This window comes from Vibrio sp. 1F169, from assembly GCF_041439605.1.
Taxonomy (GTDB): domain Bacteria; phylum Pseudomonadota; class Gammaproteobacteria; order Enterobacterales; family Vibrionaceae; genus Vibrio; species Vibrio tasmaniensis_A.
In genome coordinates this window covers 18064-41917 of record NZ_JBGOOI010000010.1, presented here as the reverse complement: position 1 = coordinate 41917, position 23854 = coordinate 18064, and the positions used below count along the sequence as shown (strand labels likewise).

The 23854-nt window shown below is 44.5% G+C and carries 23 protein-coding genes; 18 read left to right on the top strand and 5 right to left on the bottom strand.

The window, feature by feature from the left end; translation table 11 throughout:
- The first annotated feature begins 257 nt into the window (after nt 1-257).
- Together ACED53_RS06395 and ACED53_RS06390 are read left to right on the top strand one after the other, a co-directional pair.
- The gene (locus ACED53_RS06395) at nt 258-1442 is read left to right on the top strand and encodes an NnrS family protein (protein WP_029223096.1); all 1185 of its coding nucleotides are present in this window, start codon (nt 258-260) and stop codon (nt 1440-1442) included.
- Nucleotides 1443-1790: 348 nt separating this feature from the next.
- Nucleotides 1791-2108 (top strand): DUF3622 domain-containing protein, encoded by a 318-nt coding sequence (locus ACED53_RS06390; RefSeq protein ID WP_009847480.1) that lies wholly within the window; start codon nt 1791-1793, stop codon nt 2106-2108.
- Nucleotides 2109-2278: 170 nt separating this feature from the next.
- On the opposite strand, the gene ACED53_RS06385 is transcribed toward ACED53_RS06390, so the two are convergent.
- Entirely contained in the window at nt 2279-3325 is a 1047-nt protein-coding gene (locus ACED53_RS06385) for a succinylglutamate desuccinylase/aspartoacylase family protein (protein WP_017099524.1), read from the bottom strand.
- A 260-nt stretch (nt 3326-3585) separates the two neighbouring features.
- Between ACED53_RS06385 and ACED53_RS06380 the strand changes: the two genes are divergently transcribed.
- Nucleotides 3586-4125: a DUF3332 domain-containing protein gene (locus ACED53_RS06380; protein WP_029223097.1), complete on the top strand. Its 540-nt coding sequence runs from the start codon at nt 3586-3588 to the stop codon at nt 4123-4125.
- Nucleotides 4126-4296: 171 nt separating this feature from the next.
- On the opposite strand, the gene ACED53_RS06375 is transcribed toward ACED53_RS06380, so the two are convergent.
- Nucleotides 4297-5769: an aminoacyl-histidine dipeptidase gene (locus ACED53_RS06375; RefSeq protein ID WP_017099522.1), complete on the bottom strand. Its 1473-nt coding sequence runs from the start codon at nt 5767-5769 to the stop codon at nt 4297-4299.
- A 1064-nt stretch (nt 5770-6833) separates the two neighbouring features.
- Between ACED53_RS06375 and ACED53_RS06370 the strand changes: the two genes are divergently transcribed.
- From ACED53_RS06370 to pgpA, 14 genes are all read left to right on the top strand, one after another.
- Complete coding sequence (locus ACED53_RS06370; protein WP_009847476.1) at nt 6834-8123, top strand: NCS2 family permease; 1290 nt, start codon at nt 6834-6836, stop codon at nt 8121-8123.
- 84 nt (nt 8124-8207) lie between these two features.
- Nucleotides 8208-8672 (top strand): oxytetracycline resistance phosphoribosyltransferase domain-containing protein Tet(34), encoded by a 465-nt coding sequence (gene tet(34) / locus ACED53_RS06365; RefSeq protein WP_009847475.1) that lies wholly within the window; start codon nt 8208-8210, stop codon nt 8670-8672.
- 89 nt (nt 8673-8761) lie between these two features.
- Nucleotides 8762-10015: an esterase FrsA gene (gene frsA, locus ACED53_RS06360; RefSeq protein ID WP_009847474.1), complete on the top strand. Its 1254-nt coding sequence runs from the start codon at nt 8762-8764 to the stop codon at nt 10013-10015.
- Nucleotides 10016-10158: 143 nt separating this feature from the next.
- Complete coding sequence (gene crl, locus ACED53_RS06355) at nt 10159-10548, top strand: sigma factor-binding protein Crl (protein ID WP_009847473.1); 390 nt, start codon at nt 10159-10161, stop codon at nt 10546-10548.
- 76 nt (nt 10549-10624) lie between these two features.
- Nucleotides 10625-11809 carry a glutamate 5-kinase gene (gene proB / locus ACED53_RS06350; protein ID WP_017099520.1) on the top strand — a complete coding sequence of 395 codons (1185 nt, stop codon included), beginning with the start codon at nt 10625-10627 and terminating at the stop codon, nt 11807-11809.
- A gap of 66 nt (nt 11810-11875) precedes the next feature.
- The gene (locus ACED53_RS06345; protein ID WP_017099519.1) at nt 11876-13126 is read left to right on the top strand and encodes a glutamate-5-semialdehyde dehydrogenase; all 1251 of its coding nucleotides are present in this window, start codon (nt 11876-11878) and stop codon (nt 13124-13126) included.
- 156 nt (nt 13127-13282) lie between these two features.
- Nucleotides 13283-13732 (top strand): transcriptional regulator NrdR, encoded by a 450-nt coding sequence (gene nrdR / locus ACED53_RS06340; protein WP_004734394.1) that lies wholly within the window; start codon nt 13283-13285, stop codon nt 13730-13732.
- 40 nt (nt 13733-13772) lie between these two features.
- Complete coding sequence (gene ribD / locus ACED53_RS06335) at nt 13773-14867, top strand: bifunctional diaminohydroxyphosphoribosylaminopyrimidine deaminase/5-amino-6-(5-phosphoribosylamino)uracil reductase RibD (RefSeq protein ID WP_029223099.1); 1095 nt, start codon at nt 13773-13775, stop codon at nt 14865-14867.
- A gap of 55 nt (nt 14868-14922) precedes the next feature.
- Entirely contained in the window at nt 14923-15579 is a 657-nt protein-coding gene (locus ACED53_RS06330) for a riboflavin synthase (RefSeq protein ID WP_004734396.1), read from the top strand.
- 108 nt (nt 15580-15687) lie between these two features.
- The gene (gene ribBA / locus ACED53_RS06325; protein ID WP_017099517.1) at nt 15688-16797 is read left to right on the top strand and encodes a bifunctional 3,4-dihydroxy-2-butanone-4-phosphate synthase/GTP cyclohydrolase II; all 1110 of its coding nucleotides are present in this window, start codon (nt 15688-15690) and stop codon (nt 16795-16797) included.
- 280 nt (nt 16798-17077) lie between these two features.
- Nucleotides 17078-17548, top strand: coding sequence for a 6,7-dimethyl-8-ribityllumazine synthase (ribE, locus tag ACED53_RS06320; protein WP_004734398.1), 471 nt, complete (start codon nt 17078-17080; stop codon nt 17546-17548).
- Nucleotides 17548-18015 carry a transcription antitermination factor NusB gene (gene nusB, locus ACED53_RS06315; RefSeq protein ID WP_004734399.1) on the top strand — a complete coding sequence of 156 codons (468 nt, stop codon included), beginning with the start codon at nt 17548-17550 and terminating at the stop codon, nt 18013-18015. Before ribE ends, nusB begins: the two co-directional genes overlap by 1 nt.
- Before the next feature lie 115 nt (nt 18016-18130).
- On the top strand, nt 18131-19105 hold the full coding sequence (gene thiL, locus ACED53_RS06310; protein WP_029223100.1) for a thiamine-phosphate kinase: 975 nt from the start codon (nt 18131-18133) through the stop codon (nt 19103-19105).
- Complete coding sequence (gene pgpA / locus ACED53_RS06305; RefSeq protein WP_009847467.1) at nt 19105-19611, top strand: phosphatidylglycerophosphatase A; 507 nt, start codon at nt 19105-19107, stop codon at nt 19609-19611. Before thiL ends, pgpA begins: the two co-directional genes overlap by 1 nt.
- A 126-nt stretch (nt 19612-19737) precedes the next feature.
- Here the strand turns inward: pgpA and dxs are convergent, their stop codons facing one another.
- The 3 genes from dxs to xseB are packed head-to-tail and all read right to left on the bottom strand — an operon-like array spanning nt 19738 to nt 22790.
- On the bottom strand, nt 19738-21621 hold the full coding sequence (gene dxs, locus ACED53_RS06300) for a 1-deoxy-D-xylulose-5-phosphate synthase (RefSeq protein ID WP_017099515.1): 1884 nt from the start codon (nt 21619-21621) through the stop codon (nt 19738-19740).
- Between the two features lie 21 nt (nt 21622-21642).
- Nucleotides 21643-22527 (bottom strand): (2E,6E)-farnesyl diphosphate synthase, encoded by an 885-nt coding sequence (ispA, locus tag ACED53_RS06295; RefSeq protein WP_017099514.1) that lies wholly within the window; start codon nt 22525-22527, stop codon nt 21643-21645.
- Nucleotides 22528-22547: 20 nt separating this feature from the next.
- A complete protein-coding gene (gene xseB, locus ACED53_RS06290) occupies nt 22548-22790 on the bottom strand; it encodes an exodeoxyribonuclease VII small subunit (RefSeq protein ID WP_004734405.1) in 243 nt (80 codons plus the stop codon).
- A gap of 298 nt (nt 22791-23088) precedes the next feature.
- On the opposite strand from xseB, the gene pomA reads away from it, so the two are divergent.
- Nucleotides 23089-23853, top strand: a complete 765-nt coding sequence (pomA, locus tag ACED53_RS06285) for a flagellar motor protein PomA (protein ID WP_009847464.1) — start codon at nt 23089-23091, stop codon at nt 23851-23853.
- Nucleotide 23854: the final 1 nt, after the last annotated feature.

Genomic DNA, 23854 nt, shown 5'->3' with positions numbered 1-23854 from the left:
TTGGCTTCATCAAATGTCAGTAGTTTTTATTTTACACATATTCGAGTCTAAATGACTTTTTGTGGTGTGTTTAATTGACACTTTTTTGTTCTCTAAATACACCTTGTTGCTTGTTTTTATTGGTTTTATATCTTTGGCGCGTTTCATGCTTTGTGTTAGGCAATATTGCGGTGATGATTACTGCACCTTGAATTTGGCTATTGGTAGCAATTCAATATAAGCCACACTTGGCTTGTTATCTGAAATGAGGAATGAGTTTGTTAAATATCACAGATAAAAGCGTAGAAGATGCGATTCCAGCTTATCTTCGTTTAGGTTTTAGACCTTTCTTCTTTCTTGGCAGTCTCTATGCCGTGATTGCTATCGTCGCTTGGGTTGTCATGTTCCAAAATGGTCAGCCTGAAGTGTTAAAAGTCCCCGCGCTTTGGTGGCATGTACATGAAATGCTGTTTGGTTTTTCTATGGCGATTGTGGTTGGTTTTGTTCTGACTGCGGTGCAAACGTGGACGGGAGTCAACGGAACTAAACATTATCGATTAGCAGCGCTCGTTGGTTTGTGGCTCGCACCTCGTATTCTATTTTGGACACCGGCGCCATTGTGGTTAATCTCATCGGTTGAAGCGTTGTTCTTGATCTTTGCCGCTTACGAGATTGGTTTCCGTGTCGTGAAATCGAAAGGCTGGAAGAACTTGTTTTTTGTGCCGCTGTTTATATTGGCTATCGTCGCCAACTTTGCTAGTTACGCGACGATTAAAGGCATGCCTCCATTCCCATCGTCTGCAGTATGGCACGCAATGTTATGGTGGTTTACCTTGCTATTATCCGTAATGGGTGGACGAGTTATCCCGTTCTTCACGGCCCGTCGTTTTGACTTTGAAAAAGCACAACCACTGGTTTGGTTGGAATGGCTAGCGAACCTGCCTTTGGTTGGATTGTTTGTGCTGAGCTTCTTCCCGTTGACCTTTGCTCAAGTGGGCAATGAGTTGATGGTGTTTGCAGGTGTGATTCAGTTGGTGCGTTTTGTTCGTTGGAAGCCTTGGACAACGTTGTCTGAGCCTTTGGTGTGGTCACTGCATGCGGCTTATTTGTGTATTCCTTTGAGCTTGTTGCTAAGAGGCTTGTTAGATAACCCATTTGCAAGCCATAACATGCTGCACCTGTTTGCGATTGGCGGTTTGAGCGGGCTCATTCTTGCGATGATCACACGTGTCACCATGGGACACACAGGCCGTGCTATCTATAAAGGGCCAAGTATGGCGCTGGCGTTCTCGGCTATCTTTATCGCGGCATTAGTTCGTAGTTTAGGTGTCACTTTCTTCCCTGCTTACTTATTTGAGATGGTCAACATCAGCGCGGGTTTATGGACGTTGGCGTTTGGTCTGTTTATCTGGAAGTTTGGCATGATGCTGTTAACACCAAGAGTGGATGGTCATCCGGGGTAAGCGTATTGATTTTCTAACACATTTTTAAAGGGAAGCACTGAGCTTCCCTTTTTGATCGCAGCTAGTTATCGCTTTAATTTGTCTCTGTTTGAGAACCGTTCATTTCATTGTTGTCGATAAAATAGCATAGAAGTTGATGGTGAATCGGAGAGTTACGAACCCATTGAAATCCGGCACACACGATTTACAGCACTGGAGTGTGATCCGCTGCAAATATTTGCAGCAATATTCATTGATTTGTGCTCTAATACCGCGCTTACCAAGGGATGGTGTTAAAAGATGCTCACTTAGATGGAGTTATCAAAGTTGACCGATCCCTTAATGATCTCCCTTAGGAAAAAATAGAACATGTCTAAGAACAAAAAATTTGATATCCGCCTTACAGAAAAACGCAACGGTTGGTGTGCAGAGATTACTCGTCAAGTAACGTCTCGCAGCACAACAGTATCTAAGCGTGAGTCTGGTTTTGAAACTGAAGCTCTAGCACAAGAGTGGGCAGAGAAAGAGCTAGCATCTTTCATCGCAAACCAAGCTGAACGTAACGAGCGTAAATCAGAGCAGCGTAAAGAGCGTGACGAACTACGTCATACTAAAGAGCTTAAAGCTGAGCAAGCACGTGAAGCACGCGCAAAAGCTCGTGAAGAAGAGCAAGAAGACGCTGAGTAATCCAGCTCTTAATTAATTTACAGGTTCCTTAATTTTAAGATAAGGGACAAGTAAAAAAAGCCCCAATATAACTTTTTTCTTTCTAGTCAAAAGTGTATTGGGGCTTTTTAGTTTGTGGAGTTTATTTTCGAAAATGTAGCCACTTCTTGCTAGTGACTACATGTCATTGATTAGTTGTTAAGCGCCGTTAGCCAATCATCTTCCGCTACTTCTTCAATATAGCTATCAACTGATTGTCCCACTTCATCGTCATCTTGTTTGAAGTAAGCAATGTGAAATACTGCGTCACCTTCGTTCACCAACGGTAGAGTTTGTTGGCCAATCACGATACCGCCTTTGGTTGTGATCACTTGGCCTTCTTGGTGACCTAACGGAGAGCTTATGTAAGCTAGGGTTTGTCCTGCTTCAACTTGTTCGCCAAGTCTCACCATGTTACGCAAAATACCGTCTGACTCAGCGCGGATCCAGCTGGTGGATTTGCTCAACACTGGCTCTGGCAACTTTTTACGGTTTGGGCGCAGCATGCCGATTTCTTTCATCACTTGATGCACGCCAAGGTAACCCGCACGAATCGCTAGGTGATCAAAACGCAACGCTTCACCACCTTCGTAAGTTAATACAGGGATACCCAATTTTTCCGCTTCGCTACGAAGTGATCCGTCACGCAGTGGTGAGTCAATGATCACTGGTGTTGCGAACGCTTTTGCGATGCGCAATGTTTCTGGGTTCGACAGGTTTGCACGGATCTGTGGCAAGTTAGTACGGTGAATCGCACCTGTGTGTAGATCCAAAATAAAATCACAGTGCTTCGCCACATTCTCAAAGAAAGTGTAAGCGATGCGTGATGTTAGCGATCCTTTCTCACTGCCAGGGAAGCAACGGTTTAGGTCACGACGGTCTGGTAGGTAACGAGATTTATGGATAAAGCCAAACACGTTAACGATAGGCACAACAATCAAGGTACCTTTCAGTTTCTTTGGATCAATCGCATTGGTCAGTTGTCGTGCAATCTCAACACCGTTTAGCTCATCGCCGTGGATAGCCGCATTTACCATCAGTGTTGGGCCTGCTTGGCGACCGTGAATAATTTCAATCGGGATCGAAAGTGGAGAGTGCGTGTAAAGCTGAGCCGCTTGCAGTTCAATCTCCATTCGTTGTCCTGGCTGAACAGTATAACCAAGTAATTCGAATGGTTGATTAGGTTTTAGTCTTGCCATTTAGATTGTTCTCAACATGGTGATAATTCGTTAACACGGAATGTACCAATCGTTGATTTTTAGTACGAATCAATCGGTTTACGGTGACGACAAAAGTTTTCTATGGAGCTGTCTATAAATAAGCTTCCAGTTTTAATTTGACTCATTATAGGGTGTTTCAAATTGTGGTTTTTCTGACAGTACACTGATATTTGTCATTTGGTTGGTTGCTATTATCCACCGCCATTTTTTGGCGGCCAAATTCAAATATCGAGATGAAAATGAAAAAAACAATTTCAAAAGTTGTAGCACTAGCGGTGGTATCTGTTGCTTTATCTGGCTGTGTTGGTAGCAATGCAGTAACGGGTTACCTAATGAAGTTCAACCTTAAAGCCGTTGATAACCGTTACGCTCGTGGTGGTTTGAACATATTGCTTGCACCGGCTTACGGTCTAACAGTTGCAGCTGATTACTTGGTATTCAACTCACTAGAGTTCTGGACGGGCAGCAACCCACTAACAGGTGCACCGCATATATTTGATACTAAGATTGATACTTACCTTGATATCAACAATCAGCTTGATAAGTCACTGACTGAAGCACCAGTGGGTCCGATTACGAGTGCTGATATGATTGAGAAAGGTCAAATGCAGCAGATCGACGAAAACACGATCCAAATGGACATCACTTACCAGTCTGGTGAGCGTGCGACATTGATCGGAGTTCGTGATGGTGAGATGGTGACATATTTCATCGACGGCGAAGTAGTAGCACAAACTTCAATTGATGAGTTAGAAAGCTACGCGGCTTCACGCGCTTAATTGTTTATTTAGTCACAAGTACATAGCTACAAAGATTGGATACAAAAACAGGTACTCATTGAGTACCTGTTTTATTTTGTGTCTATAAACGGTGTTTACTGAAAAGTGCTATTTAGTGAAGAGCCCTATTTATTGGAAACACCATTTATTGAACATACATAGTTTATCGAATTATGCTTTTTCTGGGATAGCTGCAAGCAGTGCAACCATTTGATTCCAGAATAGCTCAACCGTATCGATCTTCACTTTCTCATCAGGAGAGTGAGGGAACTTGATGGTTGGGCCGAAAGAAACCATATCCATGTTCGGGTAAGGTTCTTTGAATAGACCACACTCAAGACCAGCGTGGATAACCATGATGTTTGGTTTGTGACCGTAGATACCTTCGTACATGTCGCGGAAGATGTGCATGATTTCTGAATCTGCATCTGGCTTCCAACCTGGGTAAGCACCAGAGAATGCGATGTTAGCGCCTGCTAGTTCAGCAACAGAGTGAAGCATGTTTTCTACTTGGCTACGACCTGAATCGATAAGAGAACGGATCAGGCAAAGCACTGTGATTGAGTTCTCTTCTGTTGTGATAACACCTACGTTTAGAGACGTTTCAACAACACCTTCAATCTCGTCACTCATACGAATCACGCCGTTTGGACATGCGTTAAGTGCCGCGATAAAGCGAGCTTGGTCTGCTGACGCAAGTGCGCCCATTTCTACAGAAGCTTCTTCATTGAAAGTCACGATGCTGTCTTCTACTTTACCTAGCTCTGTTGAAAGCAGCTCAGTGTAGTAGTTGTATAGTGAAGCCAGTTTTTCTTGGTTTGCCGCAGGAACAGCAACCGTTACGAAACCTTCACGAGGGATCGCGTTACGAAGGCTACCACCTTTGAATTCGACGATGCGAAGGTCTAGCTCTTTTGCGTGACCCGCTAGGAAGCGAGCAAGCAGTTTGTTTGCGTTTGCACGACCTGTGTGGATGTCACAACCAGAGTGACCGCCTTTTAGGCCTTTTAGCGTTAGCTTACGTGTTACGAAGTCAGCTGGAATCGCGTTACGAGCAATTTCAAATGTCATTGCGCCGTCGATACCGCCAGCACAACCCATGTACACTTCGCCTTCTTGCTCTGAATCGGTGTTAAGAAGGATATCGCCTTCTAACCAACCCGCTTCAAGACCGAAAGCACCAGTCATACCTGCTTCTTCATCTACTGTTAGTAGAACTTCGATAGGGCCGTGTTGGATTTCGTTTGAAGCAAGAACCGCTAGGCACGAAGCCATGCCCATGCCGTTATCAGCGCCAAGCGTTGTGCCTTTCGCTGTAACCCACTCACCATCAATGTATGGTTGGATTGGATCTTTAGCGAAGTCATGAACTGTGTCTTCGTTCTTTTGTGGAACCATATCGATGTGAGCTTGCAGCACGACACCTTTTTTGTTTTCCATACCCGCCGTTGCAGGCTTTTTGATGAATACGTTACCCGTTGGGTCACGACGTACATCTAGGCCTTGCTCTGTTGCCCAAGCAATAATGTATTGAGCAAGTTCTTCTTCATGTTTCGAAGGGTGCGGGATTGAACAAATTTTATCGAAAAACTGCCAAATAGGGGCAGGGGACAATTTACTGATCTCAGAATGGAATTCAGACACGGATGACTCCTTTTTTATTTGATAACCATATATTTAGGTTTTGTAATGGCAAAAAACTAGAACAAAAATCTAAAATATGGGTCTGTTTTGATGGCAACAGCATACCACTTGAGCGTTTTGACGAGTAGCGGTTCTAAACCTCAAATAGCTCAAATTTTGAAAGCGATCTTGTCTATCTGATCATAAATAAGCGCGTTGATGCTTATAAACGGTACAGGCAAACGTTTGTTTGATTCTATTTTGTAATTTAATTACAAAAATGAGTTTGCAAAATAACCGTAAATAGCCAAAAGTGTGACGTATAGCAAAAAATACTTGTAATCTTTTTTCTTTAGGGTATATTAATAACCAACTTCTGAAGTGAAGAGTAAATGCTCAAAGGATGAGTCCGTTTTATCGCCTCCAAGGAACCGAGAAATCAAATTCGTTTTTTATTGATTTATTAAGGTGATAGTTATGAAAGGTTTACCATCTGCAATGTTCTGGATTAACAGCTCTGTTTACACTAGCAACTTTGCATACCCTACAAGCTTTGGTTACTAATACCACAAGCATGTAACTCGAACAGTTTTGTTCACCCCTATATATTGGAATTATTTTACAGCCCTTTTGGTTGACAGATTCTACCGCCACTCAGTTTTGAGTGGCGTTTTTTTTGCCTGCTACTTTTCCAAACCGCTTTCGCTTATCACTTTTCCTGCTGTTCTGCGTGGTTGTTTTTTAAACGCCGAAATATCAATTTGCGCCTTATTACTGATCCTGTTGAAAAATACATAACTATTGTGGGTTTGAATTCGGAATTTATTAGCTAGATTCTCAATGAAAATAACTGATGGTTTAAAAAATGGCCAAGTACTTTCATCGTATTTATCTTACTTATCTTATTGTTTTTAATGGTTACTTTATCTTTCAGTCTTCATTTTTAATCGCTCTGTTTCATACTGCATTCTGATAAAGATCGATTAGAGCCTTAATTCTATCTGGAATTTGTTATTTGATAACTTTATAATCCACAGCCAATCGATTACGCAACCGTTTACTTTTTACCCTTATAGGATTCGATAATGTTCGAAAAGCTATTCAAACTCAGTGAAAATGGCACCAATGTGCGCACTGAAATCATCGCAGGTCTAACAACCTTCCTAACAATGGCTTACATCATTTTTGTAAACCCAATGATTCTAGCTGATGCTGGTATGGACCATGGCGCTGTATTTGTAGCAACCTGTTTAGCAGCTGCTATTGGCTGTTTCATCATGGGCTTTGTTGCTAACTACCCAATTGCTCAAGCTCCAGGCATGGGTTTGAATGCATTCTTTACCTACGCTGTTGTAATGGGGATGGGTTATACGTGGCAAGTTGCTCTGGCAGCGGTTTTCGTATCAGGCGTGATCTTCATCTTCTTAAGCATCTTTAAGATCCGTGAATGGATTATCAACTCGATCCCAATGTCTCTGCGTGTTGGTATCTCTGCAGGTATCGGTCTTTTCCTAGCGTTTATTGCTCTTAGCAATGCTGGCATCGTTGTTTCTAACCCTGCAACGAAAGTTTCACTGGGTGACATTACCGCGATTGCTCCTATCCTAGGTGCGCTTGGTTTCTTCCTTACGATTGCTCTTGTTCACCGTGGCGTGAAAGGCGCAGTAATGATTGCGATTCTAGCTATCACAGCTGTTGGTATTGTTATTGGTGACGTTCAATACGGCGGCATCATGTCGACACCACCAAGTCTTGCACCTACATTCATGCAGCTTGATTTCTCTGCTGTATTTGAAATCGGTATGATTTCAGTAGTATTCGCTTTCTTGTTCGTCGATTTATTCGATACAGCGGGCACTCTGGTTGGTGTTGCAACGAAAGCAAACCTAATCAAAGAAGACGGTAAACTGCCTCGTCTGAACAAGGCACTGCTTGCTGACTCAACAGCAACATCAATTGGTGCACTGCTAGGTACATCAAACACAACGTCTTATGTTGAGAGTGTTGCGGGTGTCGCTGAAGGCGGCCGTACCGGTCTAACGGCTGTTGTTGTTGGTATCTTATTCCTACTGGCTCTTTTCTTCTCACCGCTTGCAGGTATGATTCCAGCCTACGCAACATCAGGTGCGTTGTTCTATGTAGCAATTTTGATGATGTCTGGCCTAGTTGGTATTGATTGGCGTGATCTTACGGAAGCAGCCCCAGTCGTGGTAACATGTCTGCTTATGCCGTTGACATACTCTATCGCTGAGGGTATCTCATTAGGCTTCATCGCTTACGCTGCAATTAAGCTGCTAAGTGGTAAAGGTCGCGATGTTTCACCTGCTGTGTGGGTAATGTCGGCTATCTTTATTCTTAAATATACTTTCGCTTAATCGTCTAGATTTCTGCTTAATCGCTGAAGAGGCTATGTTTGAAATAGCCTCTAATAACATGACAAAATTATTAGGTTTTATACTATGAGCAACAAATTCGTTATCACTTGGGACAACATGCAGACTTACTGCCGTCAACTTGCTGAAAAGCAAATGCCAGCAGAGCAGTGGAAAGGCATCTGGGCAGTGAGCCGTGGTGGTTTGGTTCCTGGTGCAATCTTGGCTCGTGAGCTAGGTATTCGTCACGTAGATACGATTTGTATTTCTAGCTACGACCACGATCACCAACGTGATATGACCGTCGTTAAAGCACCTGAAGGTGACGGCGAAGGCTTCCTAATCGTTGAAGATCTTGTTGATAGTGGTGACACTGCACGCAAGCTTCGCGAAATGTACCCGAAAGCGAAACTGATCGCTGTGTGTGCAAAGCCATCTGGTGCTGACTTGCTAGACGAGTACATCGTTGATATCGCTCAAGACACATGGATTGAGCAACCTTGGGATACTAGCCTAAGCTACGTTGAGCCGGTAAATCGCAAGTCAAAATAAGCGTAAACTTAGTTTTTTGAGAAATGACCCTTTATAGGGTCATTTTTTTTTATATGATTAGTAACAACCATTTCTTATTAAGTATCCCAATGTCTGAATCAGAAGAAACGAGCTCAAACCTTTCGGAAACCTTGTTTGTAAAGCACAAGCAGGCTAAAGAGACCTCAATGCTGACACAATACATGCCAAGCTCTGAAGCGTTATTGGATGAGAAGCGTGAACAGCAAAACTCATCATGGTACCGAAACCTAAGACGTCTTCAGTGGGTATGGCAAGGCGTTAACCCCATTGAGCAAGAAGCGGTATTGGCTCGCATCGCGTCATCAGATAACTCTCGTACAACCGATGAGTGGCTTGATACGGTCATGGGTTACCGAAGTGGTAACTGGGCATACGAATGGACCAAACTGGGTATGCAGCATCAAAATCGCTCGAACGAGAAGAAGGGTGAAGAAATGGCTGAAGAGCTGTTTTCAGCATCGTTGTGCTTCAGCATTGCTGGCTACCCACATCTCAAGAACGACAATTTGGCGGCTCAGGCTCAAGTGTTGGCCAACGCAGCTTATTCTGAAGCAATTAAGCATACGAAGTTGATCGTCAAACAGATTGATATTCCATACCAAAACAAGAAGATCAAAGCGAACTTGCATCTAACCAAAACAGACAAACCACAACCGGTTGTGATTGTCAGCGCTGGTCTAGATAGCTTGCAAACCGATATGTGGCGTTTGTTTAGGGATTACTTAGCACCAAAGAACATTGCAATGCTAACGGTAGACATGCCATCGATAGGGCACAGTGCACATTGGCCGTTAACAGAAGACTCATCTTGTCTTCACCAAGCTGTCTTGAATGAACTGCCTAATATCCCGTGGGTCGATCACCACAAGGTTGGCTTGTTTGGCTTCCGCTTTGGTGGCAATGCGATGGTGAGATTATCTTTCCTTGAGCAGCATAAGCTTAAAGCGTGTATCTCTTTAGGCGCGCCAATTCACGATATCTTTGTTCATGCCGACAAACTGAAACAGATGCCTAAAATGCATTTAGATGTTTTGGCTTCACGTCTTGGTAAAGGGGCCGTTGATATCAATAGTCTTTCTGGGCAATTGATGGCGTGGTCACTCAAGGTACAAGGTTTGCTGTCAAACAGTAAAACCAGTGTGCCTATCTTGGCATTAGCGTTAGAGGGCGACCCAGTATCACCTCCAATGGATAACCAACTGGTTGCTATTTACAGTGATTACGGTAAAGCGAAGAAAATCAAAGCTAAGTCAATTACACAAGGTTATGAGCAATCCCTCGAATTGGCGATAAAGTGGCTTGAGGATGAATTATTTAGATGACATTTCCCCTAAATTAGTTAAGCATGAAAAGTGTACAAAGTAAGTACCTGATACTCAGAAATAATTTATAAAATCCAATTGCGTAGTTTCTACGTATAACAGTCTGAGTAACGTCATTCTTAACATTGAAATGGAGATTCAATATGTCAGAAGTGACACAACAACCTACGCATTATCGCTTGTTAAATGTTTTAAAGGCTATAGGCCCTTACTTAAGGGAGCCTCAATCAGAAGAAGGCCACTATATTTTTGATTGCTTGTCTGTGTGTGTGAACGATAAAAAATCGCCAGAAGAACGTGAGTTTTGGGGCTGGTGGTTGGAGTTGGATAAGTCGGAAGAAGGATTTTCGGCGAAGTACAACACGGGTAAATACAACATCGATGGTAACTGGGATCCTTTACCATTACCTAAAAAGGCGATCGCTGAGGTATCTCGAACTCAAGAAGCCTTTCACCAAAAGCTGGTTGATGAACTTCAAAAGAAATTTGAAATCGGCGTTCAGTTAGACGAAGAGTCTGTCGAATTCGTCTGATTTTAAAGGTTACTCTTCTATATAAAGCAAAAAGGTGCGATTTCGCACCTTTTCTGCTTGTGAATTCCCCTTTTGATTGCTAAAACATCACCTCTTATTTGTTTTATTCATAAAAGACTTCATGACAACAAATCATCAAAGCGGGACAACAACACAGAGTAAAACTGTCGTTGTTAAACTGGGTACCAGTGTCTTAACTGGTGGAACATTGGCATTAGACCGCGCTCATATGGTTGAGCTGGTTCGTCAATGTGCTGAATTAAAAAAACAAGGCCACTCTGTGGTTATGGTTTCGTCTGGCGCAATTGCAGCCGGACGTGAGCACCTTGGTTACCCCGCACTTCCCAACTCGATGGCAAGCAAACAGTTGCTTGCGGCAGTTGGGCAAAGTCAGTTGATTCAAGTTTGGGAGTCTTTGTTTGCTATCTATGGCCTTAAGATTGGCCAGATGCTACTGACTCGTGCTGACCTCGATGATCGCGAGCGTTTTCTTAATGCACGTGACACGATCAATGCGCTTGTTGAGCACGACATTATTCCGGTAGTAAACGAAAACGACGCAGTAGCCACCAACGAAATTAAAGTGGGCGACAATGATAACTTGTCGGCCTTAGTGGGTATTTTGTGCGGTGCTGATAAGCTTTTGCTATTAACGGACCAAAAAGGCCTGTTTACGGCTGACCCTCGTAAAGACCCAAATGCTGAGCTCATCAAAGAAGTAAAAACCATTGATGACACGCTGCGTAAGATCGCAGGCGGCAGTGGTACTACGTTAGGTACTGGCGGCATGGCGACAAAACTGCAGGCGGCTGATATTGCTCGTCGCGCTGGCATTGAAGTAATTATTGCTGCGGGCAGTGCTGAAAATGTGGTGTTTGACTCACTGAGTGACAACCCACAAGGCACACGTTTCTTGCCTTTAGCGGAAGCGCTTGAAAACCGTAAACGCTGGATTCTAGCGGGCCCTGCTTCAGCTGGTGACATTGTGGTCGACGACGGCGCAGTAAACGCAGTCAACACTAAAGGCAGCAGCTTGTTGGCGAAAGGGGTTGTTCGAGTTAAAGGCGAATTCTCTCGTGGTGAAGTCACCCAAGTCACAGACAGTAAAGGCAAAGTAATTGCGCGTGGTATCGCCAGTTATTCAAGCCAAGACCTAGCAAAAATTGCAGGCAAGCACAGTAAAGATATTGGCGACATCCTTGGCTACGATTACGGGTCAGAAGTCATTCACCGTGACGACCTTGTTGTAATCCAAGAATAGCTCGTGATGAGAAGGCGAATCACCTTTTTGCATCCAAAGACAGACAGAATTTAGGGAGAGTTAAACGTGGATTTAACTAACATGGGTATCGCAGCAAAAGACGCTGCTTTCCACCTAGCGACCGCATCTACGGCGCAAAAGAATAAAGCATTGGCGATTATCGCTGATGAGCTAGAAGCAAGCGCAACAACGATTTTAGAAGCAAACGCGAAAGATATCGAACTTGGCCGTGAAGCGGGTCTGACTGATGCACTGCTTGATCGTCTATTGCTGAACGAAGAACGCTTAACCGGTATCGCTAACGATGTACGTAACGTGATTAGCCTGAATGATCCAGTCGGCAGCGAGATTGACAGTAAGGTACTTGAAAACGGTATGTCACTGTCTCGCCGTCGTGTACCACTTGGCGTGGTTGGTGTTATTTATGAAGCGCGTCCAAACGTAACCATCGATATTGCAGCACTGTGTCTCAAAACTGGTAACGCAAGCATCCTACGTGGCGGCAAAGAGACATTCTTCTCAAACATGGAGCTGGTTAAAGTAATCCAGTCTGCATTAGAGAAAGCGGAACTTCCTGCGGCTTCTGTGCAGTACATCGAGAAACCCGATCGTGAACTTGTCTCTCAACTGCTTAAACTGGATGACTACGTGGATATGATCATTCCTCGTGGTGGCGCTGGTCTGCACAAAATGTGTAAAGAAAACAGCACCATTCCAGTGATCATCGGTGGTTTCGGTATCAGCCATATCTTTGTTGATGAGAGCGCTGATCTTGAGAAGTCTGTTGATGTGGTTGAAAACTCGAAAGTTCAACGTCCATCTGCATGTAACTCATTGGATACATTATTAGTGCATGAAGCGGTTGCTGAGGCTTTCCTTGCTAAGCTAACACAGCGTTTAGCAGGCAAAGTAACCTTGGTTGCTGACGCTAGTGCAAAATCATTGCTTACTAGTTTCGAAGACCAACGTGATGCAGTTGAAGGTGACTTTGACACTGAATGGTTAAGCTACACGCTAGGCGTAAAAGTAGTTGCGGATGTGGCAGAAGCGATTGACCACATGCGCGTACACAACGCGAGTCACTCAGATGCGATTATGACTAACAGTCTAGAGAGCTCAGAGCGCTTTATTAATTCAGTCGGTTCAGCTGCAGTCTATGTGAATGCATCAACACGTTTTACAGATGGCGCACAGTTTGGTTTAGGCGCTGAAGTTGCTGTGTCTACTCAAAAGCTGCATGCTCGCGGCCCAATGGGCTTAGAAGAGCTGACAAGCTACAAGTGGGTAGGTAAAGCGAACTATTTAGTTCGCGGTTAACGCTGGTCGTTAATTTTACTCCTCAGCTCATTTTTGAAATGGCGCTCGAGTAGCAATAATCAATGAATTACCACACAAAAGGGCCTTAATTGGCCCTTTTTCTTTCCTAACGTTTGGCAATTCCGTTACACTGATATTCAATTATTTGGAGGTGATATGCATTGTCCTTTTTGTTCAGAGAACGACACTAAAGTAATCGATTCAAGACTGGTAGCCGATGGCCATCAGGTTCGTCGTCGCCGTCAATGCCTTGCATGTAGTGAACGTTTTACGACTTTCGAATCGGCAGAACTTGTGATGCCTAAAGTCATAAAGTCGAATGGAAACCGCGAACCATTTAATGAAGATAAAATGGTCGGTGGTGTGCAGCGCGCCCTAGAAAAACGCCCAGTGAGTGCTGATGCGATTGAACTTGCGATCAGCACGATTAAGTCACAACTCCGTGCGACTGGTGAGCGTGAAGTACCAAGCGAGATGATTGGTAACCTTGTGATGGGCCAATTGAAAGAATTGGACAAAGTGGCGTACATTCGTTTTGCCTCTGTTTACCGCAGCTTTGAAGACATCCGAGAGTTTGGCGAAGAAATCGCTAAATTAGAGGATTAACTCCTCAATCATGTCAAACTTTACTTCCCTAGATTTTCAAATGATGTCGCGTGCTATTCAGTTAGCCAAACGCGGCATTTACACTACTGCACCAAACCCGAATGTGGGTTGTGTCATCGTGCAAACCGATGGCCAGATCGTTGGCGAAGGTTTCCATGCCAAAGCTGGCGAAGCTCATGCCGAAGTACACGCTATGAGAATGGCGGGTGATAAGGCAAAAGGTGCGATCGCTTATGTCACACTTGAACCTTGTTCTCATTACGGTAGAACGCCGCCTTGTGCTGAAGGTTTGATTAAGGCTCAAGTTTCAAAAGTGATTTGTGCCATGCAGGACCCAAACCCTAAAGTCGCAGGCCGTGGTATCAAGATGCTACGCGACGCAGGTATTGAGGTTGAAATCGGCTTGTTAGAGCAAGATGCTCTCGATTTAAATCCTGCATTTATTAAGCGTATGCAAACGGGCATGCCATTTGTTCAGTTAAAGATGGCCGCTAGCCTTGATGGACAAACGGCATTGGAAAATGGTCAAAGCCAATGGATCACATCGCCAGAAGCGCGTCGTGATGTTCAGAACTTTCGAGCAAAATCAGGCGCGGTGCTATCAACCAGCCAAACGGTGATTGAAGACAACGCGTCGCTGAATGTTCGTTGGGCAGAGTTGCCAAGCAGTACCAAAACAAATTACGTTGAAGACGAGTTGCGTCAGCCAATTCGCGTAATTCTTGATCGCCAAAATCAACTGTATCCTGAGCTCAAGTTATTCCAAACTCCAACATCGGTATTGAGAGTCGCTGAAACCTCTGCTGATATTGAAGTCGAAACCACAGATGCAGGTCAGCTCGATTTACACGATCTAATGCGTCAATTGCCAGCGAACCATATTGATCATATTTGGGTCGAAGCGGGCGCTACCTTGGCAAAAAGCTTGATTGAAGCGCAGCTAGTGGATGAGCTAATCCTTTATTTAGCACCTAAACTAATGGGCAGTGACGGACGAGGTTTGATGGGCGCATTAGGACTCACTTCAATGTCTGATGTGATTGACCTAGAAATTAAAGATGTTCGACAGGTTGGTGTGGATATTCGCATCGTCGCGAAACCTATTATCGCGAAACAAATAATAACGAAACCATAGTGGAAATAGTTCTGCTAACCAAATACATGTCGTTGACAACAAAAAGAGTTTTAAAATGTTTACAGGAATTGTAGAAGCCGTAGGTACATTGAGTGCAATCACTCCCCGCGGAGAAGACATCACCGTAACGGTTAATGTTGGTAATCTTGATATGGCTGACGTTAAGTTAGGCGACAGTATCGCGACCAATGGTGTTTGTTTGACGGTTGTTGAGTATAACGATCACAGCTACAGTGCAGACCTTTCGCTTGAGACCCTGAAAAAAACGGGTTTTGTCGATTACCAAGCTGGCGACAAGGTAAACCTTGAGAAAGCAATGTTACCAACCACGCGTTTCGGTGGACACATCGTGTCTGGTCACGTTGATGGCGTGGGTGAGATTGTTGAACGTAATCAAGTTGGTCGTGCGATTGAGTTCTGGGTAGAAATGCCAGCAGAAATCTCAAAATACGTGGCTCAAAAAGGTTCAGTAACGGTCGATGGTATCAGCCTGACTGTGAACGATTTACGCAAGAACGCATTCAAGCTGACTATCGTTCCTCACACTTCTTCAGAAACCACCATCGACCAATTCAATGTCGGTCGTAAAGTGAATCTAGAAGTTGATGTATTAGCGCGTTACATGGAGCGTTTACTGCAAGGTCAGCAGCAAGAGTCTGAGCCTGAATCTCGATTAACGATGGAATTCTTACAGCAGAATGGTTTTGCCTAACCGTTGATACAAAGTGCGTTAAGCGAGACTTTGTAAAGCGAAGCAATATCATCAGGTTTAAATAGTGTCGGTTCTAGGAAGCAGAACCATTTCAAAGGATATAGAACAATGCCAATTAGTACTCCTCAAGAAATTATTGAAGACATTCGCCTAGGAAAAATGGTTATCCTGATGGATGATGAAGATCGCGAAAATGAAGGCGATCTGATCATGGCAGCTGAACATGTGACGCCAGAAGCGATTAACTTCATGGCGATGTATGGCCGTGGCTTAATCTGTCTGACGCTAACCAAAGAGCGTTCAAGCCGTATGGGTCTAGCCCCTATGGTTCAAGACAACAACGCTCAATACACTACTAACTTTACGGTTTCGATTGAAGCGGCAGAGGGCGTAACAACTGGTATTTCTGCATCAGACCGCGCTGTTACCGTTCAAGCTGCTGTGGCAAAAGACGCAAAAGCGGCTGATCTTGTTCAACCTGGTCATATTTTCCCACTGACAGCGCAAGAAGGTGGTGTTCTAACGCGCGCAGGCCACACAGAAGCAGGCTGTGATTTAGCACGTCTAGCAGGCTGTGAGCCAGCTTCGGTTATCGTTGAAATCCTAAATGACGACGGCACCATGGCACGTCGCCCTGATCTTGAAGTCTTCGCTGAAAAACACGATATCAAATTAGGCACCATTGCTGACTTGATTGAATACCGCAACAACACAGAAACGACGATTGAACGTGTAGCACAATGTCATTTGCCAACAGAGTTTGGTGACTTTGAGCTTGTGACTTACCGTGACACGATTGATAACCAGATCCACTACGCGATGCAAAAAGGTGACCTGTCTGTGGGCGCTCCTTTAGTGCGTGTTCACCTGCATGACACGTTTACCGATCTACTTCACTCAGACCGTGGTACAGAGCGTAGCTGGTCACTAGATAAAGCGATGAAGCGCATTGGCGATGAAGGCGGTGTGTTGGTTATTCTGGGTAACGAAGAGTCGTCTGATTCTTTGATTCACAAAGTGAAGACATTCGAAGCTCAAGATAAGAACGAGCAGCCAACCATGGCTAAAAAGCAAGGTACCTCGCGTCGTGTTGGTGTGGGTTCTCAGATTCTACAAGACCTTGGTGTTCATGATATGCGTCTGCTTTCTTCAAGCACCAAGCGTTACCACGCATTAGGTGGCTTTGGTCTTAACGTTGTTGAGTATGTTTGCGAGTAAGTCGATATATCTCTGTTTATAGCAACATAATTTACCGATGATTCCAGTGGCTCTTTTGGTGATTCGTTTTGCCAAAAGAGCAAAGTAGTTAAGCCCGATTCAAAACGTGTTAAATACACGAGCTTGACTACTGGTTGCTCCTATATGGTTGAGAGCCGTGCTGCGTTATCATCTTTACATCTCCGGTGTCTGTTCTTCTAAATTAGCATTAGATATTGCTCACAGTTTTGTGCTAGAATCCGGCGATTCTCACTTGATGAAAATAGTTAAAGGAAGGCTTATGAAAGTGATCGAGGGTGGCTTCCCAGCGCCAAATGCAAAAATTGCTATCGTTATTGCTCGTTTCAACAGTTTTATTAACGAAAGTTTACTTTCTGGTGCAATCGATACTTTAAAGCGTCATGGACAAGTAAGCGAAGACAACATCACTGTTGTTCGTTGCCCTGGTGCAGTAGAACTTCCACTTGTAGCGCAACGCGTTGCAAAAACAGGTAAGTTCGATGCGATTGTATCTCTTGGTACAGTAATCCGTGGCGGTACACCTCACTTTGACTATGTTTGTAGTGAATGTAATAAAGGTTTGGCACAAGTGTCTCTGGAATTTTCTCTTCCAGTAGCGTTTGGTGTTCTTACTGTTGATACGATCGATCAAGCTATTGAACGCGCAGGAACCAAGGCTGGTAATAAGGGTGCAGAAGCCGCACTTAGCGCACTTGAGATGATCAACGTTCTTTCTGAAATCGATTCCTAATGGGGGCCAGTGTGAAACCAGCCGCACGTCGTAACGCACGTCAATTTGCTCTACAAGCAATTTATTCTTGGCAAATTACTAAAGAAAATATTGCTACCGTTGAAGAACAGTTCTTATCTGGTGGTAAGTATGATGAAGAAGAGCATCATGCCGCTGAACCTGCTCTAGCTATGCCAGAAACAGACGTTGCATACTTCCGCGACTTACTAACTGGTGTTGCTCTTAGCCACATGGAACTTGATAGCAAGCTTCGTCCATTCGTATCTCGCCCTATGCAAGATCTGGATTTGATGGAACTAGCGCTTCTACGTTTAGCTATGTACGAGATGACTCGTCGCGAAGATGTACCATACAAAGTGGTTATCAACGAAGCTATCGAGCTTGCGAAAGTATTCGCAGCAGAAGACAGCCATAAGTTTGTTAACGGTGTGCTTGATAAAGCTGCACCGCACGTTCGTAAGAAATAAGACGTTCGTATATTGAATCTAAAGGTCAGCTTTTATGCTGGCCTTTTTTGTAACTAAATTATCGTAATACCAATAATTACGGTGATTTGTATGAAGACTAAAGATAGGGCATGTGATGTCTGGCGAATTTAACCTGATTGAAAAATATTTTGTAAATCGACAACCACAACGTAAAGATGTACATCTGGCAGCGGGCGATGACTGTGCTTTGGTCAAAGCGCCGGGCAATGTTGAGATAGCGATCAGCACGGATACCTTAGTGGCGGGCACTCACTTCTTAACAGAGGCGAATCCGGCATGGGTAGCACACAAGGCGTTGGCTTCGAACATTAGCGACCTTGCGGCGATGGGTGCGACGCCTGCCTGGGTTTCATTTGCGTTAACCATGCCAGAAGTTGATGAAGAATGGCTTGCTCCCTTCTGTGATTCCTTCTTCAAACTTGCAGACTATTTTGGTATTCAACTTATTGGTGGTGACACGACCAAAGGGCCGCTGAGTTTAACGCTGACTGTACAGGGCTTTGTGCCAGAAGGTCGAGCACTACGCAGAGATGGCGCGAAAGTGGGGGACTGGATTTACGTAACGGGTAACTTAGGTGACAGCAAAGCTGGGCTAGAGGTGATATTAGACCCAGAACAGAACAAAGCTAAGCCTTATGCACTTGAGCTAGAAGAGAGGCACTACATCAGCTCTCCACGAGTATTGGCGGGTCAGGCGCTCGTGAACCTAGCTTCATCGGCTATTGATATCTCTGATGGCGTTATTGCCGACTTAAAACACATCCTTAAGCGTTCTCAGGTCGGTGCAAGCATTGATGTGAGTGCGTTACCAATCTCTGCTGAATTACTTCAATTCTCTTCTGATACCGCTTCTGCACAGCAGTATGCGTTGACCAGTGGTGAAGAGTACGAACTCTGCTTTACCGTGCCGGAAGAAAATAAAGGTTCATTGGAAAGTGCTTTGTCGCACACAGGTACAAAAGTCACCTGCATTGGCCAGATAAGACCTGTAGAATATTTTGAATTACACAATAATGGTGAACCACTAAGCTGGAACTTAACTGGTTACGATCACTTTAAGGTTAATTGATGACAAATCCACTTTCTCTTATTTCTCTTAAAAATCCTTGGCACTTATTGGCTACGGGTTTTGGCAGTGGCTTATCGCCGATTATTCCAGGCACAATGGGCACGCTTGCGTCGATCCCCTTTTATCTATTGCTGGTTCAGTTACCTTTCCCTGCTTATGTCGCAGTAGTGGTTGTTAGTTGTATTATCGGTATCAAGATCTGCCAGGTGACATCTGATGATATGGGTGTACACGACCATGGCTCTATCGTATGGGATGAGTTTGCGGGCTTTTGGATCACCATGGGTCTAGTGCCTTTATTGAATATCCCTACGGATGACTGGAAATGGTTATTCACTGGTTTTGTCCTATTTCGCTTTTTCGATATGGTGAAGCCTTGGCCTATTGGCTGGCTAGATAAACGAGTACACGGCGGCTTAGGTATTATGATTGATGATATTGTGGCAGGTATTATGGCGGCTGTTGCCTTGTACGCAGTGGCACATTTCGCGGGCTGGTTAGTTTAAGTTAGCTAAAGGATTAAGGCTTAGTTGCAAGCACATTAAGCTAAGTCTCGGATACTAAAAAGGTTGACCCTAGGGCCAACCTTTTTTGCTTTTATTGCTTACGACTTTAGAGCTTACGTGTTAAGGCTATTTAGCAAGATAGTCAGAGATCGACTTCTCAATGCCTTTCGCATCTAAGCCAAGCTCTTCATGCAGCTCATCCTGTGTTCCTTGAGCAATAAACTTGTCTGGGAGGCCAAGATTCAATACTGGCATCAGTAGTTTCTCTTGCATCAAGAATTCAATCACACTCGCGCCCGCACCACCTGCTATTGCGTTTTCTTCGATAGTAACAAGTACATCGTAGTCTGCAGCAAGTTGTTTGATCAAAGCTTCATCGAGTGGCTTCACAAAGCGCATATCAGCCACTGTCGCATCGATAGCGTCTGCGGTTTGAAGTGCACTCTCAAGGAAAGTACCGAAGCTTAGGATAGCGACTTTCGAGCCATCTTTTGCTTTTTTGCTTTCACGAACGATACGACCTTTACCAATCTCTAGCGCAGTAAACTCACTTTGAATCTCTGTACCCATACCATTACCACGAGGGTAACGAACGGCACTTGGACCTGTGTGCTGGTGGCCAGTGTATAGCATTTGGCGACATTCGTTTTCGTCGCTTGGTGCCATGATCACCATGTTTGGAATACAACGCATAAAGCTTAAGTCGAACGCACCTTGGTGTGTTTGACCATCGGCGCCAACAAGACCTGCACGGTCAATAGCGAACATAACCGGTAGATCCATGATAGCGACATCGTGGATCAGTTGATCGTAGCCACGTTGTAAGAACGTCGAGTAGATAGCCACAATCGGCTTATCACCCGCAATCGCCATACCCGTTGCTAGTGTCACTGCGTGCTGCTCAGCAATCGCTACATCGAAGTATTGCTCTGGGTACTCTTTCGAGAAACGTACCATGCCAGAACCTTCACGCATTGCTGGCGTAATTGCCATCAGCTTAGGATCTTGCGCAGCCATATCACACAGGAAGTCGCCAAAAATCTTAGAGAAAGTTGGTTTAGAGCTGGTGCTCTTAGGCAGACTTGAGTGTGCAGGATCGAATTTAGGTACGCCGTGATAACCAATTGGATCTTTCTCAGCAGGCTCGTAGCCTTTGCCTTTCTTGGTCATGATATGCAGGAACTGAGGGCCTTTAAGGTCTCTCATGTTCTTCAGCGTTTTAATCAGCTCATTCACATCGTGACCGTCAACCGGACCAATGTAGTTAAAGCCTAACTCTTCAAACATGGTGCCAGGGACAACCATGCCTTTTAGATGTTCTTCTGTACGACGAACGAGCTCTTTAATCGGCGGAACGCCCGATAGCACTTTCTTGCCGCCCTCACGAATTGACGTGTAAAGACTGCCAGAAAGAACTTGAGCTAGGTGATTGTTTAGCGCACCGACGTTTTCAGAGATCGACATCTCGTTATCGTTCAGGATAACCAGCATGTCATTGTGAATATCACCCGCGTGGTTCATCGCTTCGAAGGCCATACCTGCGGTAATCGCGCCATCACCAATCACACTCACGACTTTACGGTTCTTGCCCTCTTTCTTCGCACTGATCGCCATACCAAGTCCGGCGCTGATCGATGTTGAAGAGTGACCAACAGAAAGCGTGTCGTATTCGCTCTCTTGACGCCATGGGAATGGGTGCAGTCCATCTTTTTGACGGATAGTCGATAAGCGGTCACGACGACCTGTAAGGATCTTGTGCGGGTAGGCTTGGTGACCAACATCCCAAACCAACTGGTCAAAAGGCGTGTTGTACACGTAGTGCAGAGCAACGGTTAGCTCTACCGTACCTAAGCCCGATGCTAAGTGGCCACTTGACTGGCTCACTGAGTTTAGAAGATAGGTGCGTAATTCATCACAAAGCTGTGTAAGCGTCTCTTTTGGAAGTAGACGCAAGTCCTCTGGCTTATCAGCCAAAGCAAGAGTTGGGTACTTGGATATATCAAGAGTCATAGGTAATGCGCGCTTATTGTCTTAGTTCTTGCGCTCGATGACGTATCGGGCGAACTCTTCGAGTAACTGGGTATTGTATGGGATTGCAGCCAAAGCTTGAAGCGCTTCCTGTAGCAGAGTTTGCGCTTTTTCTTGAGCGCCCTCTAAACCTAACAAAGAAGGGTAGGTGCTTTTGTTCAAATCTTGGTCAGAACCCTGTGGCTTACCCAAAGTTTCAGTATCGCCAGTGATATCTAAAATATCATCTTGAACCTGGAATGCTAATCCAATGGCATCGGCGAACTTGTCTAATTGAGGCATCACTTCAAACGCTTTTTCACCAGCAGCGAGAGCACCTAAACGAATCGCACTCTTCATTAGCGCGCCCGTTTTATTGCGGTGAACTTCTTCTAACTCTTCTAGCGTGACAGAGCGGTTTTCAGCTTCAATATCAAGAGCTTGTCCAATACACATACCTTGTGCACCAGAGGCTTCAGCTAGGCGTTGAATCATTCGAACGCGATTGCTTTCACCGTCAGCACTTAATGTACCTTCCGCAAGTATAGTAAACGCGAGAGTTTGTAGTGCATCGCCAGTTAAAATTGCCGTTGCTTCATCGTATTTAATGTGACAAGTCTGATGGCCACGACGCAATTCGTCGTCGTCCATTGCTGGAAGGTCGTCGTGAATCAGAGAATAGGCATGAATACATTCGATTGCTGAAGCTGGAGTGTCAAGTTCTTCCGCAGTGCAACCGAGCATTTCCCCTGTAATGTAGACAAGAAACGGACGTGCGCGTTTGCCGCCTAAAAGTAACCCATAACGCATCGCGTTAATGAGATTCTGATTTTGGTGTGGCAGGCGATCAAGCCAAAGGTTAAGTTGCTCGTTATTACGTGCTTGATAAGACAATAACGTCTCGATCATAGGGGATCTCATACAATTTGTTATTCAGGTTGTGGGTTAAAGTCACTCAGTTCTGCATTTTCATCATTTTGCAGCAGGATGCTAACACGCTGTTCAGCGTCGTTTAGTTTACTTTGACCAGCACGAGCGAGGGAGATGCCTCGTTCGAACTTTTTCAGCGCATCATCTAAAGCTAGATCACCATTTTCTAGTTGATCAACCAAGCCATCAAGCTCTTCGATAGCCGCTTCAAAGCTCATATTTTCAGGTTTCTTAGTAGCCATAATAAATCTGCGTTTGGAAAGATGAACGAACGTTACCCTAGGCCGCTAAGATGGTCAAATGTAACCAAGAATTTTTGCTAGAAAGTTCGTTTTTAAGGCGCTTGAATTTACTTTGATTGAATAACCGTGGCTTTATCGAGTTTATACGCTTTGGATAAGTCCAAAGTAAGCCAATAGTTGTGATTCAAAAACGAAAAGTGTGATACTTAGACGAAGAATTAACTAAAAGATCTTATAGTCTTGCCGATAAGAATATTATCGTCGACGTAGAACTGTAAAAAAGCATGAGGAGTGCTCAGTGGATTTAGCAACCCTAATAGGTTTGATTGGTGGATTTGCCTTCGTAATTATGGCAATGATCCTAGGTGGAAGCCTCGGGATGTTCTATGACACGACATCCGTTTTGATCGTGATTGGTGGTTCAACGTTTGTTGTTCTAATGAAATTCACCATGGGACAGTTCTTTGGTGCGGCAAAAATTGCCGGTAAAGCATTTATGTTTAAAGCCGATGAACCAGAAGATCTTATTGCTAAAGTCGTAGAGATGGCGGATGCCGCGCGTAAAGGCGGTTTCTTAGCACTTGAAGAGATGGAAATCAGCAACAGTTTCATGCAAAAGGGTATCGACCTATTGGTTGATGGCCATGATGGTGATGTGGTGCGTGCAGCACTGCAAAAAGACATCGCGTTAACCACAGAACGTCACGAACAGGGCGCTAAAGTATTTACAGCTTTTGGTGATGTTGCACCCGCAATGGGTATGATTGGTACATTGGTTGGTTTGGTTGCCATGCTTTCGAACATGGATGATCCAAAAGCGATCGGGCCGGCGATGGCGGTTGCACTTTTAACCACTCTATATGGTGCAATTCTTTCGAACATGGTGTTCTTCCCTATCGCGGACAAACTTGCTCTACGTCGTGACCAAGAGACACTGAATCGTCGTTTGGTGATGGATGGCGTACTCGCGATTCAAGATGGTCAAAACCCACGAGTTATTGACGGTTACCTGAAGAGTTACCTTAACGAAGGTAAACGTACGATTGATGGTGAAATGGCTTAAG